Annotated in this window: 17 protein-coding genes; 3 read left to right on the top strand and 14 right to left on the bottom strand. The window is 58.1% G+C overall.

Annotated elements, in window-relative coordinates:
* Nucleotides 1-23: 23 nt before the first annotated feature.
* The 4 genes from LPB73_RS18670 to LPB73_RS18655 all read right to left on the bottom strand — a co-directional run bounded on the left by LPB73_RS18670 (nucleotide 24) and on the right by LPB73_RS18655 (nucleotide 6,221).
* Complete coding sequence (locus LPB73_RS18670; protein ID WP_231077822.1) at nucleotides 24-1,991, bottom strand: Ig-like domain-containing protein; 1,968 nt, start codon at nucleotides 1,989-1,991, stop codon at nucleotides 24-26.
* A 497-nt stretch (nucleotides 1,992-2,488) separates the two neighbouring features.
* Nucleotides 2,489-3,127 (bottom strand): hypothetical protein, encoded by a 639-nt coding sequence (locus tag LPB73_RS18665; RefSeq protein ID WP_231077821.1) that lies wholly within the window; start codon nucleotides 3,125-3,127, stop codon nucleotides 2,489-2,491.
* A 458-nt stretch (nucleotides 3,128-3,585) separates the two neighbouring features.
* The gene (locus tag LPB73_RS18660; RefSeq protein ID WP_231077820.1) at nucleotides 3,586-4,656 is read right to left on the bottom strand and encodes a glycosyltransferase family 2 protein; all 1,071 of its coding nucleotides are present in this window, start codon (nucleotides 4,654-4,656) and stop codon (nucleotides 3,586-3,588) included.
* A 62-nt stretch (nucleotides 4,657-4,718) separates the two neighbouring features.
* On the bottom strand, nucleotides 4,719-6,221 hold the full coding sequence (locus LPB73_RS18655) for a hypothetical protein (protein ID WP_231077819.1): 1,503 nt from the start codon (nucleotides 6,219-6,221) through the stop codon (nucleotides 4,719-4,721).
* A 339-nt stretch (nucleotides 6,222-6,560) separates the two neighbouring features.
* On the opposite strand from LPB73_RS18655, the gene LPB73_RS18650 reads away from it, so the two are divergent.
* Nucleotides 6,561-7,862 carry an acyltransferase family protein gene (locus tag LPB73_RS18650; RefSeq protein WP_231077818.1) on the top strand — a complete coding sequence of 434 codons (1,302 nt, stop codon included), beginning with the start codon at nucleotides 6,561-6,563 and terminating at the stop codon, nucleotides 7,860-7,862.
* A 167-nt stretch (nucleotides 7,863-8,029) separates the two neighbouring features.
* Here the strand turns inward: LPB73_RS18650 and LPB73_RS18645 are convergent, their stop codons facing one another.
* Nucleotides 8,030-8,257 carry a hypothetical protein gene (locus LPB73_RS18645; protein ID WP_139285903.1) on the bottom strand — a complete coding sequence of 76 codons (228 nt, stop codon included), beginning with the start codon at nucleotides 8,255-8,257 and terminating at the stop codon, nucleotides 8,030-8,032.
* A gap of 272 nt (nucleotides 8,258-8,529) precedes the next feature.
* Between LPB73_RS18645 and LPB73_RS18640 the strand changes: the two genes are divergently transcribed.
* Nucleotides 8,530-8,943, top strand: coding sequence for a hypothetical protein (locus LPB73_RS18640; protein ID WP_120288753.1), 414 nt, complete (start codon nucleotides 8,530-8,532; stop codon nucleotides 8,941-8,943).
* A gap of 730 nt (nucleotides 8,944-9,673) precedes the next feature.
* On the opposite strand, the gene LPB73_RS18635 is transcribed toward LPB73_RS18640, so the two are convergent.
* The 4 genes from LPB73_RS18635 to LPB73_RS18620 form a co-directional block, all read right to left on the bottom strand.
* Nucleotides 9,674-11,245 (bottom strand): CYTH and CHAD domain-containing protein, encoded by a 1,572-nt coding sequence (locus LPB73_RS18635; RefSeq protein WP_231077817.1) that lies wholly within the window; start codon nucleotides 11,243-11,245, stop codon nucleotides 9,674-9,676.
* Between the two features lie 763 nt (nucleotides 11,246-12,008).
* Nucleotides 12,009-13,079: an LLM class flavin-dependent oxidoreductase gene (locus LPB73_RS18630; protein ID WP_231077816.1), complete on the bottom strand. Its 1,071-nt coding sequence runs from the start codon at nucleotides 13,077-13,079 to the stop codon at nucleotides 12,009-12,011.
* A gap of 58 nt (nucleotides 13,080-13,137) precedes the next feature.
* Nucleotides 13,138-13,377 (bottom strand): hypothetical protein, encoded by a 240-nt coding sequence (locus tag LPB73_RS18625; protein WP_231081285.1) that lies wholly within the window; start codon nucleotides 13,375-13,377, stop codon nucleotides 13,138-13,140.
* A 107-nt stretch (nucleotides 13,378-13,484) separates the two neighbouring features.
* Nucleotides 13,485-13,700, bottom strand: a complete 216-nt coding sequence (locus tag LPB73_RS18620) for a hypothetical protein (RefSeq protein WP_231077815.1) — start codon at nucleotides 13,698-13,700, stop codon at nucleotides 13,485-13,487.
* Between the two features lie 558 nt (nucleotides 13,701-14,258).
* Here LPB73_RS18620 and epsC point away from each other — a divergent pair.
* Entirely contained in the window at nucleotides 14,259-15,203 is a 945-nt protein-coding gene (gene epsC, locus LPB73_RS18615) for a serine O-acetyltransferase EpsC (protein ID WP_231077814.1), read from the top strand.
* A 108-nt stretch (nucleotides 15,204-15,311) separates the two neighbouring features.
* On the opposite strand, the gene LPB73_RS18610 is transcribed toward epsC, so the two are convergent.
* The 5 genes from LPB73_RS18610 to LPB73_RS18590 all read right to left on the bottom strand — a co-directional run bounded on the left by LPB73_RS18610 (nucleotide 15,312) and on the right by LPB73_RS18590 (nucleotide 19,994).
* Complete coding sequence (locus tag LPB73_RS18610; protein WP_120288758.1) at nucleotides 15,312-16,121, bottom strand: MetQ/NlpA family ABC transporter substrate-binding protein; 810 nt, start codon at nucleotides 16,119-16,121, stop codon at nucleotides 15,312-15,314.
* Between the two features lie 68 nt (nucleotides 16,122-16,189).
* The gene (locus LPB73_RS18605; RefSeq protein ID WP_231077813.1) at nucleotides 16,190-17,410 is read right to left on the bottom strand and encodes an acyl-CoA dehydrogenase family protein; all 1,221 of its coding nucleotides are present in this window, start codon (nucleotides 17,408-17,410) and stop codon (nucleotides 16,190-16,192) included.
* 50 nt (nucleotides 17,411-17,460) lie between these two features.
* On the bottom strand, nucleotides 17,461-18,471 hold the full coding sequence (locus LPB73_RS18600) for an NrtA/SsuA/CpmA family ABC transporter substrate-binding protein (protein ID WP_231077812.1): 1,011 nt from the start codon (nucleotides 18,469-18,471) through the stop codon (nucleotides 17,461-17,463).
* A gap of 24 nt (nucleotides 18,472-18,495) precedes the next feature.
* Entirely contained in the window at nucleotides 18,496-19,209 is a 714-nt protein-coding gene (locus tag LPB73_RS18595; protein WP_093759204.1) for an ABC transporter ATP-binding protein, read from the bottom strand.
* Nucleotides 19,206-19,994 (bottom strand): ABC transporter permease subunit, encoded by a 789-nt coding sequence (locus LPB73_RS18590; RefSeq protein WP_231081184.1) that lies wholly within the window; start codon nucleotides 19,992-19,994, stop codon nucleotides 19,206-19,208. Before LPB73_RS18590 ends, LPB73_RS18595 begins: the two co-directional genes overlap by 4 nt.
* Nucleotides 19,995-20,179 lie beyond the last annotated feature (185 nt).

Genomic DNA, 20,179 nt, shown 5'->3' with positions numbered 1-20,179 from the left:
GGCGCCCCCTAAGATTGATGTTGTCAGGTGTGCTGCTGCGATTGCGCTAACGTCTGTGAGAGAGTGGTGAGGGAGTCGGCCGCGTTCGCCAAGGGGCTGGTCCCGTAATCTGAATTGACAGCACTTGTTGCGGAATATTGATTGATAAGGTCGACGGCACGTGATGCCTGAGCCAGACTGGCCTGTGACGCGGATGTTATCGGCTGCTTGGCCACCAAACTCACATTGTCATAAAGCGCGCCCAAGCCGTCGCCGCCTTGGCCTGCGACCTCACGAATGGTCAGACGGTCAGACCCACCTGTGCCGGTCACCGTAAAATTATAGGTCTGCCAGCTATTTCCTGGTGGTACGCGCGCGACCACGGTGTCGTTCCAGAGAATTTCCATGGAGCAGGTTGCCCCCGTAAAGCCAGGCCGACTGCGCGCGTCGAGTGAGAGGTCGTAACTCTGGCCCTGGATAGTCAACACGTTCTGGTAGAGCCCGTCATCGGCGCCAAGATAATCGAGCTCTCCAAAGTTCACGCCATTGGTCGCTTTTACGCTGTTCAAATTGTTCCAAAGTTCGATCGTGCCACCGCTGACGGCCGACCATCCCGGAATCGTACTGAATCCAGCAAACCAGCTGGATTTCACGGCTGATGCCTCGAACGATCCGTTGACCAAAAGATTCTCACCCGTGACCGGGGGTGGAGAGGTCCCGCCTCCATCGACTCTGACGTTGAGCGGCGATGACGCTGTACTTGAGTTGCCGGCGACATCAGTGGCCGTAGCGGAAAAAGTGTGAGTGGCCGTCGACAGTGGCCCCGTTACCAAACTCCATGATCCCTGCGAATCGGTCCTCACAGTCCCGATCTGGGTCGCCCCATCGAACACTTTGACGGCGCTGCCAGCCTCCGCTGTGCCGGTCAACTTAAGGATAGTCACGTCAGTCTTGCCGTCTCCGACGACGCCCGTGTCGGGAGAAAACGAGAGAAGCTTCGGCGCGGTGGGGGCAATCGTATCGACCTGAACAGTCAGGGTTGTCGATGCGGTGCTCGTACTTCCTGAGGCACTGATGGCCTTTGCAGTGAAGCTGTGCGACGTGCTGGTAAGCTGCGCCGTCGTAAACGTCCATGCACCGGACGCATCAGCCTTGGTGGTCCCGAGAAGCTGGGATCCATCAAAGACGTTGACAGCGAGTCCCGCCTGGGCGGTCCCCGTCAACTTCAAGACAGATGCGTTCGTAATGCCGTCGCCGACGACGCCGCTGTCGGCGCTGAAGAGCGTGATGGTGGGCATTGGAACTTCCGTAACCACTCCTTCAAGCGGTGGTGGCAGGTCCGCCTGAAATTGGGCTGTCGTTGAGGAATAGAACCCGAGCGTGGTCCACTGAGTCGACAGCTCGACCCAGTTGCTCATGCCTGCCCCGGGATTATTGGTCATTCCGTTGGCGTAGCCGACCGAAGGGGTGCGCCACCAGTCGGCGCCAACATTGGCGATCAGTTGCAGATTGGGATCGCTGACCTTCATATCCATCTGCACATAGACGGCATCAACCGCCCCTGCTGCATAGATACCGCGCGCGCTGGGCCAGAAATGGTCGTTATATCCGGCTGGCGGCGTCGCCATTGTCGCGCTCCCCGCGGCCTGGGGTCCGATCTTCATGGCGATCGCCGAGTTACCGCTGAAATCGGCGACGAAATGCGCGCCCGCAATCTGGTTATTGGCCTGATTTTGAACCAGAACCCACTCACCTGTGGCCTTCAGGTGCACATAAGTCTTAGCGTTGGCGACGTCGATGGTGGCATTTGGATTCGAATACGCCGGGGCGCCAGCCTTCTGATAGACTTGCCCCCATCCAGTTACCGACGTGAAGTCGGATGGCGGACTGCTATAGCCAACTGGCCTATACAAACCGTTGTACCATGCGTAGCTCGCCGGCACGCCAACTGGTTTACCCTCACTATAACCGATCGTGTTCTGAGCTATGATATCCGAAACAGAAATTGCCATCCTATGTCCCCGGTTGTCGCTGCTTGGTGCGCCCGACTTCAAAAGAAATACCTGTGAAGAGCATCCATCTCGGCCAAGAAGATGGGATTCTGACCGTTTCGAGATTATGCCCGCACGAAACATGCGGGCGACGCGAAACTGGAGTTCTGCCGAGTGCCCACCGAACTTGCATCTGTCCCGGATGTCGGCCGATGAGGATTGATGTGACGAAGGCTCTTGTCGTTTGAAACGATTCGTAGCTTATGCGTAGTAGTTGTGCAGTCGCCAATAAATCGTGCATTGACGAATCAACAATAGTGTAGCGAACCGTGGCAACACATTTTGTTTTCAATGTGTTCGTGTTGCACCGCGTAAAAGGCAGCAGAAGCGATACACTGATCGAGTAGTAGCTAACTACATAATACATCTAGAGAACGCATCTGCTATTGAATGCGAACGTCAATGTAATCGCGGCACTGTGTCGCGGCGTGCAGTTTCCAAGACGCCTTTCAAGATAGCTATTGCGGTTGGATTTCGCGGCTGAGGGAACAAGGTATCCTCGCAATGTCGCGCCGCTTCGTTTTCGTAGGCATGTAGGGTGGCCGCGTGGATAGTAAGGGAGGCGGTGGGTCGGCCCACAGGTCGTCGTTGCTGGTCGAGTAGAAGCGTAGCGTCGACCACTGCGTCGAAAGGGTGAGCCAGTTGCTCATTCCGGCTCCGGGATTGTTTCCGAAGCCGTCTTCGAATGCGGCTGTTGCGTTGCGCCACCAATCGGCCCCGACATTAGCGACGACGTTCAGTGCGGGATCAGCCGATCGCATATCCATTTGTACGTAGACCCCGTCAACGCTAGAGGCTGGATAGGTGCCGCGCGTGACGAGCCAGAAATGGCTGTTGTAGCCGGGCGGTGGCGCGCCAATCATCGCGCCGCCGCCTGGGCTTTGACGAATCTCCATCCGGATCGCCGCATTCTTGGAAAAGTCGGAGACGAAATGCGCACCGGCGAGCTGTATGCGCGCCTGACTTTGGACCAATACCCAACCATTCCGTCCTTTGAGGTGGACATAGGTGCGTGAATTGGCGACCTCAATGACCGGATCGAGTGTGGAGTATTCGGCTGCGCCTATCGCGGGATAGATTTGCCCCCAGCCGGTCACAGCGGTGAAGTCCGGTGGAGGCGTACGGTTGTTAGGCGGCCTGTAAGATCCACCACACCAGGCAAACGTCTTCGGGACGCCTGCAGGATACTGATCGCTGTAACCCGGAGTGTTTTGAACCGTAGCGTCTACTAGTGGTGTATCAATTGTGACCTCTCGCTCCGGTTTGAATCGCGGTATTCCAATTCGCCGTGAAGCCAGGTCCGCTGAATAGGCTGCCAGCCGATGAGGCTGCGCCAGAGCGGAGCGCGGCGTCGCGACCGTGAGGAGTTGCGTTGAATCAGATGCTGGAGGGGCGGAACCGTCAAAAGCGTTGGCGCTAACATTGAATGCAAGCAGAAGCGTTCCAGCAGCCGCAGTCACCGATTTTCGCTGATATCCAGAAGAATGTTGAGTGCTATTCTGGCCTCGAAAAAATGCCGTCCATGGGTGAAACGGCTGGCGACAAGCAGGCATTTTCACACCAACTGCTCTGACGCGCCCCGACGCCGATGGCGCAGATAGTCTGCAATGAAAGGAGGGCAGAGGACGAGTGCGAAGAAACGTAAGCCGACTTTTGGTCCGGCGGATGTCAGATAACTGCGGAATTTCCAAAGTAAGGTGATAAATCGGTCCATCTTCCCACCGCTTGATCGATAATCGGAGAGAACGGTCAAACCTCGTTGTGCAAAACACCGACGGGCATTGAGCTGCAGAAGACGCTGTTGCTCGGGGTCTCCGACATACTTCACGGCAAGGTCAGAAATCATTTCCTCCATATGTCGCCCGTCCAATAGCAGCTCCTCCGGACTCAATCGGGACGTCTCGGAGTTGCCATGATAGGAGAAGGTCGCGCACGGCTCGTTCACCAGCCCAGCTTCGCCTAGAAATAGAAGTGGTGCCCAGGCTGCGATATCAGCCATATGAGGACACTCCAGAGGAAATCCTCCATTTGCCCGAACGTAATCGGCACGCAGCAGAACGCTGCACATGGTGACAGTAATGTTGTTCTGCAGGAACTCATCCAATACTGCCGTTCCGGGCCAGATTCCCGTCGACAACTTTCGGCTCCCGCGAGCCGCGAACGTCTTGCCAACAGCTTCAGAATGCAAATTGCTCAGCGTAACGACTATCGGCAGGCCGGGTCGTTTACGGACAACGTCGATAGCTTTCTGAATCATAAATGGCGACACACGATCGTCGTCGGAGAGAAAAACGACGTAATCGCCCTTTGCATTGGCGAGACAAGCATTCCAATTCGGAAGTAGTCCAATATTGCTCTGCTGCTGGACAATACGAAGCTTCTCGTCTGAAAATTCCTTCAGCACCTCGTACGTTGTGTCCGTTGATGCATTGTTGGAGACCAGAACTTCGAAATTATCGTAAGTCTGAGCGAGCGCCGATTTGATGCAATAGCGCAGATGCCTTGCGCGATTAAATGTCGGAATGGCGATTGTGACCATTGGCGACTGACGGCGCGGTGATCCGACGTCTAAACGAGACGGGTCCGAATGAACGTTGTCATCACTATCAAAACAGATTTGATCCATAACGCGTCCATGTATGCTCAGTTTCAAAATACAATGACAAATCGGTCACCAAGCGGCGCGACTCATTCGGCCGCTTGTGCTGCCTTCAACGCAGCCTTGTATTCGCGAACCGATCGGATGCCGATTTCGTTCATTGCGAGCTCGCGCTCTTCAAGCTCGTACTGATCTTGGCGCAAGCGGCTCAATTCCTTCATGATGATGATGGCGGATCCCGCAATTACGCCGCCGAACAGCGCCAGCAGGACAAAGTGAAATCTCTGCGGAAAGATCGGTCGGAGAGGGCGATCGGCAGCTTGGATTACACGCACGCTCGACAACTGAGTTTTCTTGGCGATGTCGAGATTGATCTTTTCCTCGATGACTCGTGCGCCGTAGTGATCGGCGGCCGTGGAGGCACGGACCAACGCGCGCTTGAGCTGGTCATACTGGGATTCCTTGGACGATAATGACGCGAGCTCGGCATTCACATGTTCGAGCTCGTCAGCAAGGAGGCTCTCGAGCTTCATGGATCCGTTCAGATCGGTATTGACCTTGAAGAGAGTGGCGACGGCGTCCTGATACACTTTGATCAGCAACAATGGAGGGGTTTCCTCAAAGTTCTGAGGTGTCCCGGCAGCATTTGGCGTAACTGGATAATCGCGCGCACCCAGGCTATTGACGATACCAGTGACCGTTTTCGATTGTTGAACCGGCTTCAGTATCAGGAGCTGATCAACGATGGACTGCTTTTGGCCCTTTCGATCCTGGATCTGCGCACGGGTCGTTGAGATTAACGTACTCAGCTCGTTTGCCCGCTTGAGGAGCAGTGCGCGTTGCTCTGCAACAGAGTATATCGCCGCTCCGACCGAGAAATTCTGGAGTTCGGTCGCCGACTTTTCAGCTTCCAACTGCAGCCGTCTCGTTTGATCTTCAAAGAAGATATCGGCGCCAGGTGTCTGGACGAGATCGGCCTGAACCGCGACGAGGGCATTTGCCAGTTCAGTTAAAAAGCGTGTGGCAACAGCAGCGTCGGGATAGCGAAAGGAAATGCGCAGCAGGTCTGACCGCCCCTCCTGCTTCGCGGTAATCAGATCACGGAGCGAAGCGACCAATGTCGCCTCTTTACTTGGCGCCTGATCGCTGGCCTCGTTCGTGTCAGCCGGCTTCGACCAACTCGCTAATGCTTCGGCTACGCTCTTCGGCAGCAGCCGCGAAAGATCGATAGACCCGATCGTCTTGCTCATGGACGCCATTAGACTGTTGTCTCGGCCTTTGTTGAAGCGATCAAAGCCGGTGCTGGACGCTGCTTCCCGGACAACGTGGTCAGTCGTAACAAGTCGAGCGAGCGAATCGATTCGGATAGACAGGTCGGCGCCCTCGGCGAACGGATTCACGCTTGCGCCTGACGACCGGTCTTTGATGCCCTGGCCGACACGCAGCAGAGTGTAGGACTCATATCTTTCACCGATCGTTGCGTAGGCCATGAGGGTCAGGAGTGAGACGACAACGATGGAGCTGACGACAATGCCCTTTTGGCGCCAAATGCTTGGCAAGAGGACTCCGAGGAGCTGACCGTATCGTGTCATGTGCATTCTCCGAATTCAGGACGACGCGACGGCCTCTCCTGATTGGAGAAGACGCGGGTTCTGTCGCCGTGATCATGCGAGACGCGCATGGGTCAAAGTTGATGGGTGTCAAATTCGGGGGCGATTTCCCCAGGAACGCTCAGCACCTCCAAATGCCGCCAGGAGCGGCGCTGGGCCGAGCTTTAACATCGAATTGGGTGGGGGCAGGTTAGGAGCGCTCTCTTCGAATGCCAGCGTATTGAGAGTTGTCAAGTCTAAGGGCGCTGCCTGCGTTTAGCTGGTTCACACAGGTCGATGACGTGCCAATTGCAGACTGACGCTTTGCAGGATCTCGAGCTCATGGATGAGGGTTGGATTGGGTTTCGTACCAACGCCGTGACACCGGCGAATCTGCCCACATGGCTAGATCTCGCCCGTACGATGGCTGCAATCGAGGTGGTTGCGTTCCACTCCTACCAATTGATGTTTCTGGAAAGGTCTCCGGACCCGGGAGATGGCTCTCCAGTCAGCTATCTCTACTCTCTTGTACAGACCCTCAGCGCGCATGGTATGGCCGCTGTCATCGTCTTCTTCGTTTTGAGTGGCTATCTCGTGGGCGGACCAGCGATCGTCAGAGCAAGATCGGGGCAGCTCAATGCGATTGAGTACTTCGCGGCCAGAGGCGCTCGCCTCTATGTGGTGTTGATGCCCGCACTTGTGACGTCCATCTGCGCATATGGTTTGGCGAGACATTTGCCGAACTGGCAGGAATTCGTTGCGACGCGCCACGACCTATATGATGCAGGGAGGCTGTTCTCTGCAAGCGCTGGGGTGACGACGGCCGTATGTAATGTCGCATTTCTTCAGACGATCGCATGCTCGGAGTTTGCCGGAAATCTGGCATTGTGGAGCCTCTCCAACGAATTCTGGTACTATGTCCTGATCTTTGCTCTTGTCGTCGTTTGGTCTCGTCCCAGTTTTACATTTTTGATCATCGGCATTCTTGCCTTGTTTTGGTATGCAGAAAGACATGACCCGGCGGGGGCGCATATCGGAGCCAAATTCATCTTCTACTTTTTGATATGGTGCCTCGGCGCCGCCGTTTACGCCATTAGGGCGCCTGCCGTGAGTTGGCTGTTCTTATTCTGCGTAGGTCTCGTTGGAGCCTGGCTGCTCTATGTAGGGGGGGCGGCGCCGAAATGGGCGGCAAGCCAGCTGGCAACTGGCCTGATTGTCGCAGGCAGCATCGTGGGGCTGACTCTCTCAGGTGCATCTATGCCAAGGCGGCTGCACCCACTCGCAAACGGTGCGAAGTATAGTTTTTCGCTATATGCAACACACTATCCAATTTTGGTGGTGCTGAACGTTATCTTCAGTAGTGGCCCGAGCGAGTTTACGTTGTTCTCTCTCGTTCGCTTCGTGTCCTTCATGCTGCTCTGTGGTGCGCTATCTGTTGCGTTTTATCGCCTGTTCGAAATACACACTTCATCGGTCAAGGCGTTCGTCGCGAAAGCTGTGAGAACGATAGCGACCGAGACAGGAACGGTATTCGTTTCTCGGAGAGTTTTCGAAGAGCATGCGTTGACTACAAAATCAACGGGGAAAGGAGATCTATTTTTGCCTGAGGCCCGGGGAGCTGGGGCCCGCGAAAAATCCCGGTAATCTAGACACCGAACTGATAGCTCTCGGGATAACAGCCTGCTTGCAAAAGTATGGGAAAGGCAGCAGGTCGAAATCGCTGTGCTGAGGCTTAGTTGCCCCAACGTCGTGTCAATTTCGCAAGAGGATTTCGAGTTGGTAAGGAGAATACGAGGCCGCAAAAATAGGTTTCATACCCTGAGCTTAAAACTGCGTTCGAGTGAAAGGCCGATCTGCAACGCCACATCTCGGAATTTAGCTTCGGTTGGATTATTGGTCGGTGTTATCAGGCATTCCCAGCTGTCATCCACGCGAAATACAAATATATCCAGGTTGCTGGGCCACGGGCCGATGAGTCGGGTAGCTTCAGCAGAGATCATGCGGATAATTTCGGTTGGTGTCGTCTCTGTCTTGCCCATGCGTCTGGCTCGGGTCTCGGTTTAGATTGTAGAAATTGATTTCATGTTCTTGTTAAGGAGATGGGATTGACAAGATAAGCTGGATTCGATTCACGGAAAGGCCAATTGACGCGAGATGCACGATCGACTTGTGCTGTTAACAGCCTTCATCGCGGTACCTCGCGGCGTAAATAATCGTCTGGATTAAGCGTCACGACGGATATGTGCGCTCGGCTTTTGAAAACATCCCCCTTTAAGAGTGGGGGTTTGCGAACAGTATCAGAATACAATTTATGGAAGCTGTCACTAACTATTATCGGGAAAGGAATATTCTCGTGACCGATCCTTTCAGTGATCGACTGTTGTTTGCCGTAGAGATTGATGGACATCCGACGTTAGCGTTCGATGCGAGTTCTGTTGAGGTCGCGAAAGGCATATGTCTTCTTTCTGAGTTTCGAGAGGATCTCGGTAGGGTGACGTGCGACGGTCAGCGAATTTTCAGGCAGACATCGGTTATCAGTGTGCGAGGCGCAAGCGCGTGCGAGGCTGCAACGTTTTATGCCGCCTTGAAAGATTTGGGGCCCACGGCTGAAATATCGTTTGTGTTCCTCAGCAAGGTCGATCGTATTACTCTTGCAGCCGATGAAGGCGCTCAGCCACTTCCGGATGCCTTGGTCACTATCCGCAGAACCCATCCCTCATTTTAAAACGAGGCCCCGAGTTCCTGAGTGATCGTGCGTAGTTCACTCTCAAGCCCGCTTGGCCTGCGGCCTATACAACCGATTGGGTCGCTTGTGCCGGAAGGATTTCGATCTGGAGCAAGTGCTAGGCATCATCCTGCTGGTTGTAATCGTCGTTGTGCTCGCGATCGGATTTTTGGGATTGGCCAAGCTCATTCCCACCTATGCTGGATGCTCCAGAATTCGAGTGGCGTGGTCCGGCGGACAAGGCGCTTGGTACAATCCCAGGACAGGCGAAAGTATGCGGCCTGATCGGGCGCGCGCAAAGTGCGGTTGGGGCGAACGGTGGGGTTGATCCGGAAGAAATTGTAAAATCTAATAAAATCAACAAACAATGCAGGATGCAGCTGGCATCACCACAGCTTTGCAAGCCTTACTGCTGATATGGCACCGAGTGCGGATAACCAACGGCCGTGCGGCACCGGCGCGAGATGCGGCAACTACACCGAGTTGATCGGAACTGCCTATGCCATCGATATTGCTTCATTCAATATTTCATGAGCGGCATTGCTTTAGGTGGCACGCTGTGGCCGCAATCACTGCCCCTCGTAAAAGATGCATCAGGCCTCATCTCGAGGAAGGAGTGGAACTACAGATCGCACGACTAACTCTTCCAGGCATCAGAAATCCAACGGGCGTAGTGCTTCTCGATCATTGAGGTGCGCGCCGTCACGCCCGTAGATGAGCGCGACGAACTTTACCGGTCCCAGAATGCCGGCGTCGCCTTAAAGCGCCGCCATTTCTTGCGCAGCGTTGTCGCGGCTGCAATCTCGTCGCGGACCTGCCAGCCCGTCACGGTGCCGATGGAGAGATGAAGCGCGGCCTGATCGTCCTGCCTGACCGAACGGAGCAATCCGCGGATACTTGCGATGTCGCACACGCGTCCCAGACTTTTTTGGAGTCTGGCGAGCCGAGCCACGTAGCGCTTGGCGGGCGCATGGCCGGTGTAAAGTGGCAAGAAGAATTCTGCCGCATAGCGCAGCCTCTTGAGCTGGATCCTGAGACTGTGCCGTGCAGCGGTGTCGAGCTGCCGGAAGTGCGTGCCACGCTTGCGCACCTTCCGCTGCTGTCGCGCCAGAATTTTGTCAGCGAGCGCCGGTATTGGCTGCGACAGGACAGCCAGCGCATCGCTGTCGATATCGTTGCGCCAGCTGCGGCGCTCGACCCAGTGCCCGAGCGAAAGCAGAAAACGGCTGTAGCGCGGATCGTCGAGAACCGCCTGCAGGCTGCCATAGCTCGACTTGCGCTGCCGCTCGATTGCCTCGCGCAAGCCGCCGAAGTCGACCTCCGGCGTGGTCGTCGCCACGCGAGAAACGATCGTGGTGGCGAAAACGTCCCAATCGCGGGTTCGGCCGAGCTGTCGCATCAGCCACCTCGCTTCGCTGTTGATCGCCTCAAACGAGGGCGATGGGATCTCGCGCCGGAACAGCGCACAGATCGTGCGCAAACGGCGCAAAGCGATGCGCATCTGGTGCACGCCTTCGGGGTCGGATCCCGCCTTTGCCACCGCATGATTGCGCAGGAGATGATGCCAGCAGGCGCCTCCCAGCAGCGCAATGACGTCGTCAACCGCGCGCTCGGCAGTGATGTTGACAGGTTCGGCTTTCACTGCCGGTTGCATGACATTGAACGCCAGCGCATAACCGCGTTCTGCCTTGCTCCGTGTGCCGACCTGCAGCGGCGCGGCATCGAGCAACTGCGTTCCGAGATCAAACAGCGCGCCGGCGTTGCCGCTCTTCAATTCGAGCTCGATCTCGGACAGGACTTCTTGACGCGTACCGGCCTCGATAGTCCCCACGTCGAAGGCGACTTCAACTGACGCATCAGGCAGATCGAGCTGCCGTGCATGCCGGCGAACTCTTGTTGCAAACGCTGGCACGAGCGCATCGGGCGTAAGTGTCGTCAGCGGATCGCCGATCTCGGCGACAGGAAGCCGCGCCAGATCGGGAGTCATACCGTCAACCGATGTTTCCCACTGTCGTCGCGCCAACGGCCGCCCGATGTCGGGCAGAAGCTTCAATGTCTGAATGAAATGCTTGCCGCTGCGTCGCACGCGCAGCGACATGCCGCGTTGAAACAGCGCCCCCTCCGGTGTGTCGTAATAAATTGTCTCCAACCGGCGGACCACGCCGCGATTGCGCGCATGCTGCACGATGACGGGGATCTCGCGCAGTTTTTCGAGGATACCTTGCGGCGCCAGCAGCTTAAGTTCGATTTCCGCCTGTTCACCCGGTCGTACAGCAATTGCTGCGCCAGCAGAATCGGGCACGATTGGCTGCTGGGCGTTCAATGGTAACTCCATCGGAAGCACGCATCATGTTTTATGACACTAGCAAGACATGCCCAAGATGGCGATGGAATGACGCGGTAAATTACGACGGCAATTTCCGGATCGATCGGGACCAGCGGGACTCAGGGCTGTTCGAATGGTGCGAACGCCCACATTCGTGAAAAGCGAAACGCTGCCTCAGTTGGCGGCCCTAGTTTGCTTTTCGCTCGGCGGTTTGACCGGGGTCGGCGGTACGGGACCGGTCACGACTGGAGATGATCTAGCACCGGATGGCTTATCATCGGAGGCGTGACTTCTGATTGTCTCGAGCACCAGAAAAAACTTCTCGGCAAGCATGGCAGTAACCTCGCTGGCGAAAGTATCTCCATCATTAGTTGAGTCGAGTTGCTGAAAATTCAATCACTTACGGCAGGCCGCCGCAATTAAATTTGCGCGCCAGAGTATCGCGAACGGGGCAGCGATATCCGCTTGGTTACCTCGTCGGACGAAAGCGATCCGGCGGAAGCCGGCGCTGCATTCCGGACGGGTTACGTCGTCCTTCTGGAAGCGGGACTGGGCCGCAAAGCGGACCTCGGCACGATTGAGCCTAAAGGAGTTCCCATAAATTATATAATGATATCAATTATATAATGCGCGTCTTCTTCAGACGTATCGAGCGCAAGATCGAGGTAGCACAGGCTGGTTCGAACAGGACAGAGAATGATGGTGCCAATCCGGATCAGGACGGATGATGCCGTGCAAATCAATCTCGAAGCAAAGGCAGGAGTATTTTGCCTTGCCGCTCGATCTCCGCCAGATAGGGCGTGTCGGACAGGATGAAATACTTGATTCCGAGATCGCGGTATTTCTGCAGCGAACTGGCCACTTCGGATGCCGAACCGACCAGCCAGGTGGTGCCGGCGCCGGCTGCTCCGAATTTTCCTGGTGCCGTATAGAGATTGTCATCGAGGACGTCGCCGCGGGCCTGGAGGTCGAGCAGTCGCCGTTGGCCGATTGCGATGGCTGGGCCGTGGTCGTTCCAGCCCGCGCCAGCTTTCTTCGCCATATCGGCAACCTTGGCTTCCGCCACAGCCCAGGCTTCGGCCGAGCTCTCGCGGACAAGCGTCGTGATCCTGAGTCCAAACTCCAAAGGCGGGAGGTCCCGATCGAGGCGCTGACTCAAGGTCTTGAGCCGTTCGATGCGCTGTTTGACGTCACCGAGCGGTTCGCCCCAGAACAGCTGGACATCGGCTTCGGTTGCGGCGACATGCTCGGCCGCGTCCGACGCCCCGCCGAAATACAGCTTCGGATGTCGGCGATTGCCGCGCTGGAGTATGCGCGGCGCCGCGGTCGAGTCTGAAACGCAAAAATGTGCGCCGGAATAGGTGACGTTTTCTTCGGTCCATAGCCGCCGGACGATGCGCATGAATTCCTTGGTGCGCGCATATCGCTGCGACGAGTCGGCTTCGTCATCCCCGTAAGCTGCCAGATTGTCCTTGCCGGAGACGATATTGATGCGAACCCGGCCACCGCTCAATTGATCCAGTGTGGCTGCGGCAGATGCAAAATGCGCCGGCTGCCAATAGCCGGGACGGATGGCTATCAGCGGCTCGAAACGCGTCGTTCGGGCCGCCAGCACTGACGCGACAGTGAATGTGTCCGGTCTTCCCCAGCCGGTTCCGATCAGCGCGCCTTGCCACCCATGACGTTCCAGCGCTTGCGCCTGGTCGGCAAGCGTCTCGACGCTGTTGTGGTTTGGATCGACGACATCGCCGCGGTGACCTGCCTTCACGTCATTCGGGATGTACCAAAGAAACTCCGAACGATCGCTCATGATGTCCTCTGACGATGGGACCGCATGTTTGCGTACGGCTCACCGTCCCGTGCCGTTGTCAAAATGGGCGCACCGATGTCGCGCCGAACACGATGGCTGCGATCAACGCAAATGCGCCGTAAACGGCGGCCGTGTGCAGGCGCACCGCTGTGCGGTTCGACGACGCGCGCGCACGGTTATGCAACCGGGCTTCCGCCGATAGTTCACGCATCATCGTTCTCCAACGCGCCATTTGCAGATAACAAGGCGATAAATCTGGTCTACGCAAGCGCGCGCCGGAAATAATGATGATCAGCACGTCGGGGCGTTCCGGCGTGGAGTAATATTCTCCATGCGGTCTGCGCCGGGCAATTTTGTTCGTTCGACGCTGATTGTCATTCTGGTCGGGCGAGGACAGTCTCAAACTCAGCGGGCCGTGGCGATACGGGATTGGCTAGCCTTGTGACTTCGCTGGTCCATAAGTGCCTTCGCTGCGCGTTCCGCTGCCCGGGCCGATCCGAAATGGTCGCCTTCAAGCGTGTCGAAGGCAGGTTCTGATGAAAAGAAACGAAATCCGCGCTCTTCCGCGACGACGATTCCGGCAGTACGATGGAAGACTTCGATGACATAGGCATTGGACATGCGCGTTCTGTTCGCCGCCGAGGCAGCGATCCTATCAATGAGTGATGGAATGTTCGGTGTGAGTCGTTACGCTGGAATCAACAACACGCGCCGGTGGCCGCGGACACGCAGCGGCGGGTTACGCGCTTGCGCAACTGGCTCACTACTGTTGTCTCATATGCGGTCATGCAGGCATTCCGAAGTGCATAATCTGTGTCAGGAATATCCGACGTCGGCGTTCATTCGTCAATGAAATGGCCATCCAAATTTATCGGCACCTCAATGACGACGATGCTGCGCGCAGCCATGTGCGGCGAATGAACGGCTGTTTGGCGACGGCAGCAGCCATCCGATCACGGTAAAATCGTTCCGCCGTGCAGCTTGCACAGCCTTGGAAGCTGCGCGCACGCTGGTTCAGTGCCTGATTGCGATCGTATCGGAAGCGAAGGGCACGTGATGTGAGGTCGGCGCGTGAGGAGGAAGGATGGACGTATCGAAAATGCTGCACTTTTGGAATTCCTTGTCCCAGGCTCATGAGTCACAGTTGCAGCTGCGTGAGATCGCAACAGGGGAGCCGCGATGTCGAGGGTTGCCGAGGACGTCAAGCAAGACACAGATCGGGACGGTCCGGCGCCACTCTGGGACCTGAGTACGATCGTTGCCGGGCTGCGCGAGTCCCGCGATGTTGCCCATAATATCTGGCAGCGTGGGCCGAACAGACGGGCGCCTTCGCGCGAAGCCCTCGCGGAGGTGCTCAAGAGCCTCACCGAGGCATTGTTTCCCCGGCATTACGGCCGCTCCGATTTTGGCACCGAAAGCATCGACGCGTTTGTCGAAGGTAAACTGAGCGCCGCGCTGGATGGCTTGCTCGAGCAAGTCTACCGCGGGCAGACTTTCGTTTCCGACGGTGCGCCGACCGAGCGACATTTCGAGGATGCCGTTACGTTGACGCGCGACTTCGCCGCCCGGCTGCCGGAGATCCGAGGCAGGCTGGTCAGCGATCTCAGGGCCGCCTTCGTGGGAGATCCTGCTGCGACGAGCTTCCCCGAAATCCTGATTGGCTATCCCGGCATGGTGGCAATCATCCATCACCGCGTCGCGCACCTGCTTTACAATCTCGGGGCAACGATGGTGGCGCGGTTGATCGCCGAGTTAGCGCATAGCGCAACGGGAATCGACATTCACCCGGGCGCGCGTCTTGGCGCCAGCATCTTCATCGACCATGGCACCGGCGTGGTGATCGGCGAAACTGCCATCGTCGGCGATCGCGTCCGAATCTATCAGGCGGTAACGCTTGGAGCCCGGCACTTCCCGACCGATCACGAGGGCAAGGCCATCAAGGGCAATGCGCGCCATCCGATCATCGAGGACGATGTCATCATCTATGCGGGCGCAACCATTCTGGGACGCATCGTGGTCGGAAGCGGCTCCACCATCGGCGGCAATGTCTGGTTGACCGAAGACGTGCCGCCGAACAGTTTCGTGACGCAGGCATCGGTGCGCAGCAAGATCAGCCCGCGATGATGGTTGGATAGCCGCTGCGCTGGCACGCTGTGGCGACAGGCGCGGCCCGTGGTCGGGCCATGCCATATCGCGTTAGGGAGGACACGCGAGCTGCCCTCCCGTTGGGATTTACCAGGCGGCGAGGATCGAGCCGTTGAACTTGGTGCGGATGAAATCCTTCACCGGCTGCGAACGATAGATCGAGATGAACTTCTTGATTTGCGAATCGTCTTTGCGATCGTCACGCGCGGCGAAGACGAGGGTATAATATGGCTTGGCTTCGGCGACGCTGGTCTCGGCCGCAAGCGCCTTGTTGAGGTCCAGGCCAGCGAGATAGGCGTAGTTGGATGACACAAAGGCGGCTGCCACGTCATCGAGAGACCGCGGCAACTGGGCCGCGTCGATTTCAACGATCTGCAGCTTCTTCGGATTTTCAGTCACATCGAGAATGCTCGCCGAGAGGCCGGCATCGGTCTTCAATTTGAGCAGTCCAGCGGTCTGAAACAGCAACAATGCGCGCGCTGCATTGGTCGGATCGTTGGGGATGGCGATCTTGGCCCCGTCCGGAATGTCGGAGGCCTTGGTGTATTTCTTGGAGAAGACGCCGGCCGGCACCAGGATCGATTCATCGAGGGCGGAGAGCTTGTAACCGCGCGCCTTCGATTGATTGGCGAGATAGAAGCGGTGCTGGAAGTTGTTGAGGTCGATGTCGCCTGCCTGCAGCGCTGCATTGGGCTGGTTCCAGTCGCTGAACTCGATGATCTCCGCCTTCAATCCCTCTTTCTCGGAAAGCCGCGCGGCCTCGCGAAGAATGTCACCATAGGGCCCCGCCGAAACGCCGACCTTGAGCGGCTTGTCGGCGGCGTTGGCCTGCAAGGCGGGTAATGACAGTGCAAGCGCTGAAAGGGAGAGAATGAGAAATCGAGATGCAGCTTTCATGATGTATCCAGGTTGGGAATGAAGTGAATGTATCGCGCTCGCTACGACGGCGCAGCCTTCCGGACGACCTAGAAGAAGCCCTTGGCCGGCAGCGGCGTGCCGTTGATCTCATAGGCGCCGATCGCCTGTGCCTTGTAGGTCACCGGGTTGTGCGACGACAGCGTCCGCGCATTGCGCCAGTGACGGTCGAGGTTGTCGGACTTTTTGGTCGCGGATGCGCCGCCGGCATCGAACAACAGGCTGCCACTGCGGATGGCCAGTTCGTCGACGACGATCTTGGCCTTGGACGATGCGAGGGCGGCATCCAGCGCCGGCTTGGTATCTTCCCGATCAGGGGCCTTGCTCGATACGTCAAGCGCATCGGCCGCGGCCAGCACGGTCGCTTCTGCCGCGAACGCGTTGCTTGCGATCTGGCCGACAGTCTGTTGCAGGATGGGGTCCTCGCGCGGGCGAAGCGTGGGCGCGTAATAGAAACTACGCGCGCGCCGCCTGACCAGGTCGCTGGCGTCACGCAGGACGGCTGCTGCGATGCCGGCATTGATGGCCGTCAGATAGAGTTGCGCGAACGTGTTCTGATAGGCGGCCCCATAACCGATATTGGGTTGATCGAAAATGAGTTCGGCCGCTTCGACCCGGACGTTATGAAAATGCGTGGTGCCGCTTCCGGTCAGGCGCTGGCCCGAACCGTCCCAGTCGTCGACCAGTTCGATGCCTTCGCGCTTGACCGGAATGATCGTGGTCGCGAGTGCTTCATTGCCGTCCGCGACGCGCACCAGCACGTAGTCCGCATAGAGCGTGCCGGTGCTGTAATATTTGGTGCCGTTCAGGCGGTAGCCGTCGCCATCCGGCGTGACGGTGGTGGCGGGAGCGATGTCTCCCACCTGCGAGCTGCCCAGCTCCGTGGTGGCGAGGCCGATGATGGCGCCAGCCGCGACGTCGTCGCGCCACTTGCGATTTTGCGCGCTTGGCGGCGAGGCCAGCAGGCGCTCGACCACGCTATAGTGGTTGCGCAGGATATGGGCGACATTGGCGTCGGCTTCCGCCAGCCTGATGACTGCAGTGAGCAGTTCTCGCACGGTACTGCCGCCGCCACCATCGGCCTTGGGAATGCGGAGCGCGCCGATCCGCGATCGGCGGATCAGCTCGATGATTTCGTAAGGCAGAACACGGTCGTGCTCGCGCTCTGCCTCGCCCTGCGCGATGTGATCAAACAATTGTTGCAGATCGGACGAGCCGATCCGGATCGGCTGCGACACGTCGAACGAGTGCTGCGGTGTGGGCTTGTTCATGGGATGCTTTCTCGGCGATTCCGGTGGGGGGATCGAGCGGCGATAAAAACTTAAAGACTGGCCAGATGATCCGAGACGGTGACGGACTCGGGCAGGACCTTTCGCTCGGTCAGCCAGTTCGCTGCGGTTTGCAGCTCTCCGACGAATTTCTTGTCCGACACGGGGATGAGCGTGTAGTTGCGCTTGCGCTCGATGAACTGGTCTCGAATCCGGTCGTCATATTTCGCGACCTTCTGGATGAGATGCTCGGCGTCGGTGGTGTTCTTGTTGACCCACTGCGCTTCCTTCTCATAGACCGCGTTGAGCGCCCGCACGATGGCCGGATTGTCCTTCGCGAACTTGCGGGACGTCACGTAAGAGGAGAAGTCGATCTGGAACGGCAGGTCGCGTCCCTCAAGGAAAACGTCGTGAGCCTTGTAGTCCAGCCGCGCGATGTCGACGCCCGGCGACCACATCGACCAGGCATCCACCTTGCCGGATGCGAGTGCCGGCGCTGCGTCCGGCGGGTTGAGATAGACGAATTTCACCTTGGAGCGGTCAACTTTGTGCTTCTCAAGTGCTGCGATGAGCAGGAATTCGCCAAGCCCGGAGCGGTTGACCGCGACCGACTTGCCGACCAGATCCTCGACCTTGTTGATGCCGGAATCATCCTTGGCGATAATCGCCGTCGTGCGCGGCTCGTAGAGCACGAATTGGGTGAAGACGAGCGGAGAGCCGGCGATAATGGCCGCCAGCGCGGGCGTGGTGCTACCGCCAAAGCCAAAATCAGCACTGTCACCGGTCACTGCCTGCAAGGTCGGCGCGTGGTTCGGGAATGGGCCGAGCCATTCCACCTTGATGTCATGCTGGGCGAGTGCCTTCTCGAACTCGCCGCGTTCCTTGGCGATCAGCGTGAGGCCGTGATAGCCCCAGGTGAGACGGACCTTGTCGGTCTTTCGCCCGGTGCTTTGCGCGATGGCGTCGTCATGGCTGGCGAGATGAATGCCGGCGTAGGCGCTGACACCCGCCATCGCGAGACTGAGAAAATCCCGGCGTGACGATGTGAAGAACGGGTTTGACATGAGAAAACTTCCTGTGAGGTGGAATCAGGCGACCTGGAGATTGGTGGCGACGCCGAGTTCGCGAAGCAGTTGATCGCGGGATGCAGCCGGCCCGCCATGAGTGTCGGCGCGGTGCTCGGAGGCGATCACGCCGTTGCGCATCACCAGAATTCGGTCGGCCAGAGCAATTGCCTCATCGACGTCATGTGTAACGAGAAGAACGCCAGGCTGGTGGCGGGCGACCAGCTCCTTGACCAGCACATGCATGCGAATTCGCGTCAGCGCGTCCAGTGCTGCGAAGGGCTCGTCGAGCAATAGCAACCGGGGCTCCTGCACCAGCGCGCGGGCGAGGGCGACGCGCTGCGCCTGTCCGCCAGACAGATTACGCGGCCAGTCGTCCAGCCGATCGCCGAGTCCGACCTCGACCAGGGCAGCGGCGGCACGCTTGCGCGGATCCGCGCCAGGAAGGCCGAGCGAGACATTCTGCCAGAGCGTGTCCCAGGGCAGCAGGCGATGTTCCTGAAACACCACGGCAGGTCGTCCCGGCGCATCGATATGTCCGCCCTGGATCGGGTCGAGGCCGGCGAGGGCGCGCAGCAACGTCGTCTTGCCGCAGCCGCTCTCACCGAGAAGTGCGACGAATTCACCGCGCCCGATGCGGAGATCCAGCCTATCGATCACCACCCGCGGGCCATAGGCGCGCGTCAGGCCGCTCACCGTTACGGCGGTTTCGCTAGATGTCACGGATGTCGGGCTCATGATCGTGCGCCCTTGCCGTAGTTCGGATGCCAGGCGAGCAATTTGCGTTCGAGCAGCCGGGCGATGGAGTCGGCGGCAACACCGATTAGCGCGTAGATCACGATGGTCAGCACGATCACGTCGGTGCGCAGGAATTCACGGGCATCCATGGCGAGGAACCCGAGGCCTGACTGCGCGCCGACGGTCTCGGCCACCACAAGCGCCAGCCATGCCGTGGCCAGCGAATAGCGGACACCGGTGAGGATCGACGGCAGCGCGCCGGGCAGGATGACGCGCCGGATCAATTGCAGCGTGGACAGCCCCTGCACGCGGCCAAGCTCGATCAGCTTCGGATCGATCTGACGAATGCCGAGCGTGGTGTTGATATAGATGGGGAAGGCGACACCGAGCGAGACCAGAAAGATCTTCTGTCCCTCACCGACGCCGAACCAGACGATGACGAGGGGTACGAGGGCGAGGAACGGGATCGCGCGGATCATCTGCACGCTGCGATCGATCAATGCTTCGGCGATGCGCGAGAAGCCCACCAGCGTGCCGAGAATGAAGCCGATGCTGCCGCCGATTGCAAAGCCCGCGGCCGCGCGGAGCAGGCTGACGCCGAGATCGTTCAGCAGCGATCCGGACAAGGTCAATTTCCACGCCGTGCGTAGCACCTTTGAGGGGGCAGGAAGCACTTGCGGCGACAGCCAGCCGGCCTGCGCTAGCGCTTCCCATACAACAATGAGAATAATGGGCGCGATCCAGGACAGAACGATCAGATTTGGCTTCAGGCCGGGTTTGGCAATGGCGGAAGCGTTGCGCGCGGGTGTCGGCGTTGCGGGCGCGCGATACTCCTGTTGAATGACGTAGTCGACGTTGCTCACCCTGCCATCCATTGCTGCAGTTCTGAAATTCAGCGGCGATGATAGAGCAACGAAAAGCGCAGCGTCTTCAGTTTCTTCGGCGAAACTATTCTCCATGCGATATTAGA

It is taken from the genome of Tardiphaga sp. 37S4, from assembly GCF_021044645.1.
GTDB classification, from domain to species: Bacteria; Pseudomonadota; Alphaproteobacteria; order Rhizobiales; family Xanthobacteraceae; genus Tardiphaga; species Tardiphaga robiniae.
The sequence above is the reverse complement of the archived record's forward strand: the minus strand, read 5'-3'. Positions and strand labels throughout refer to the sequence as shown.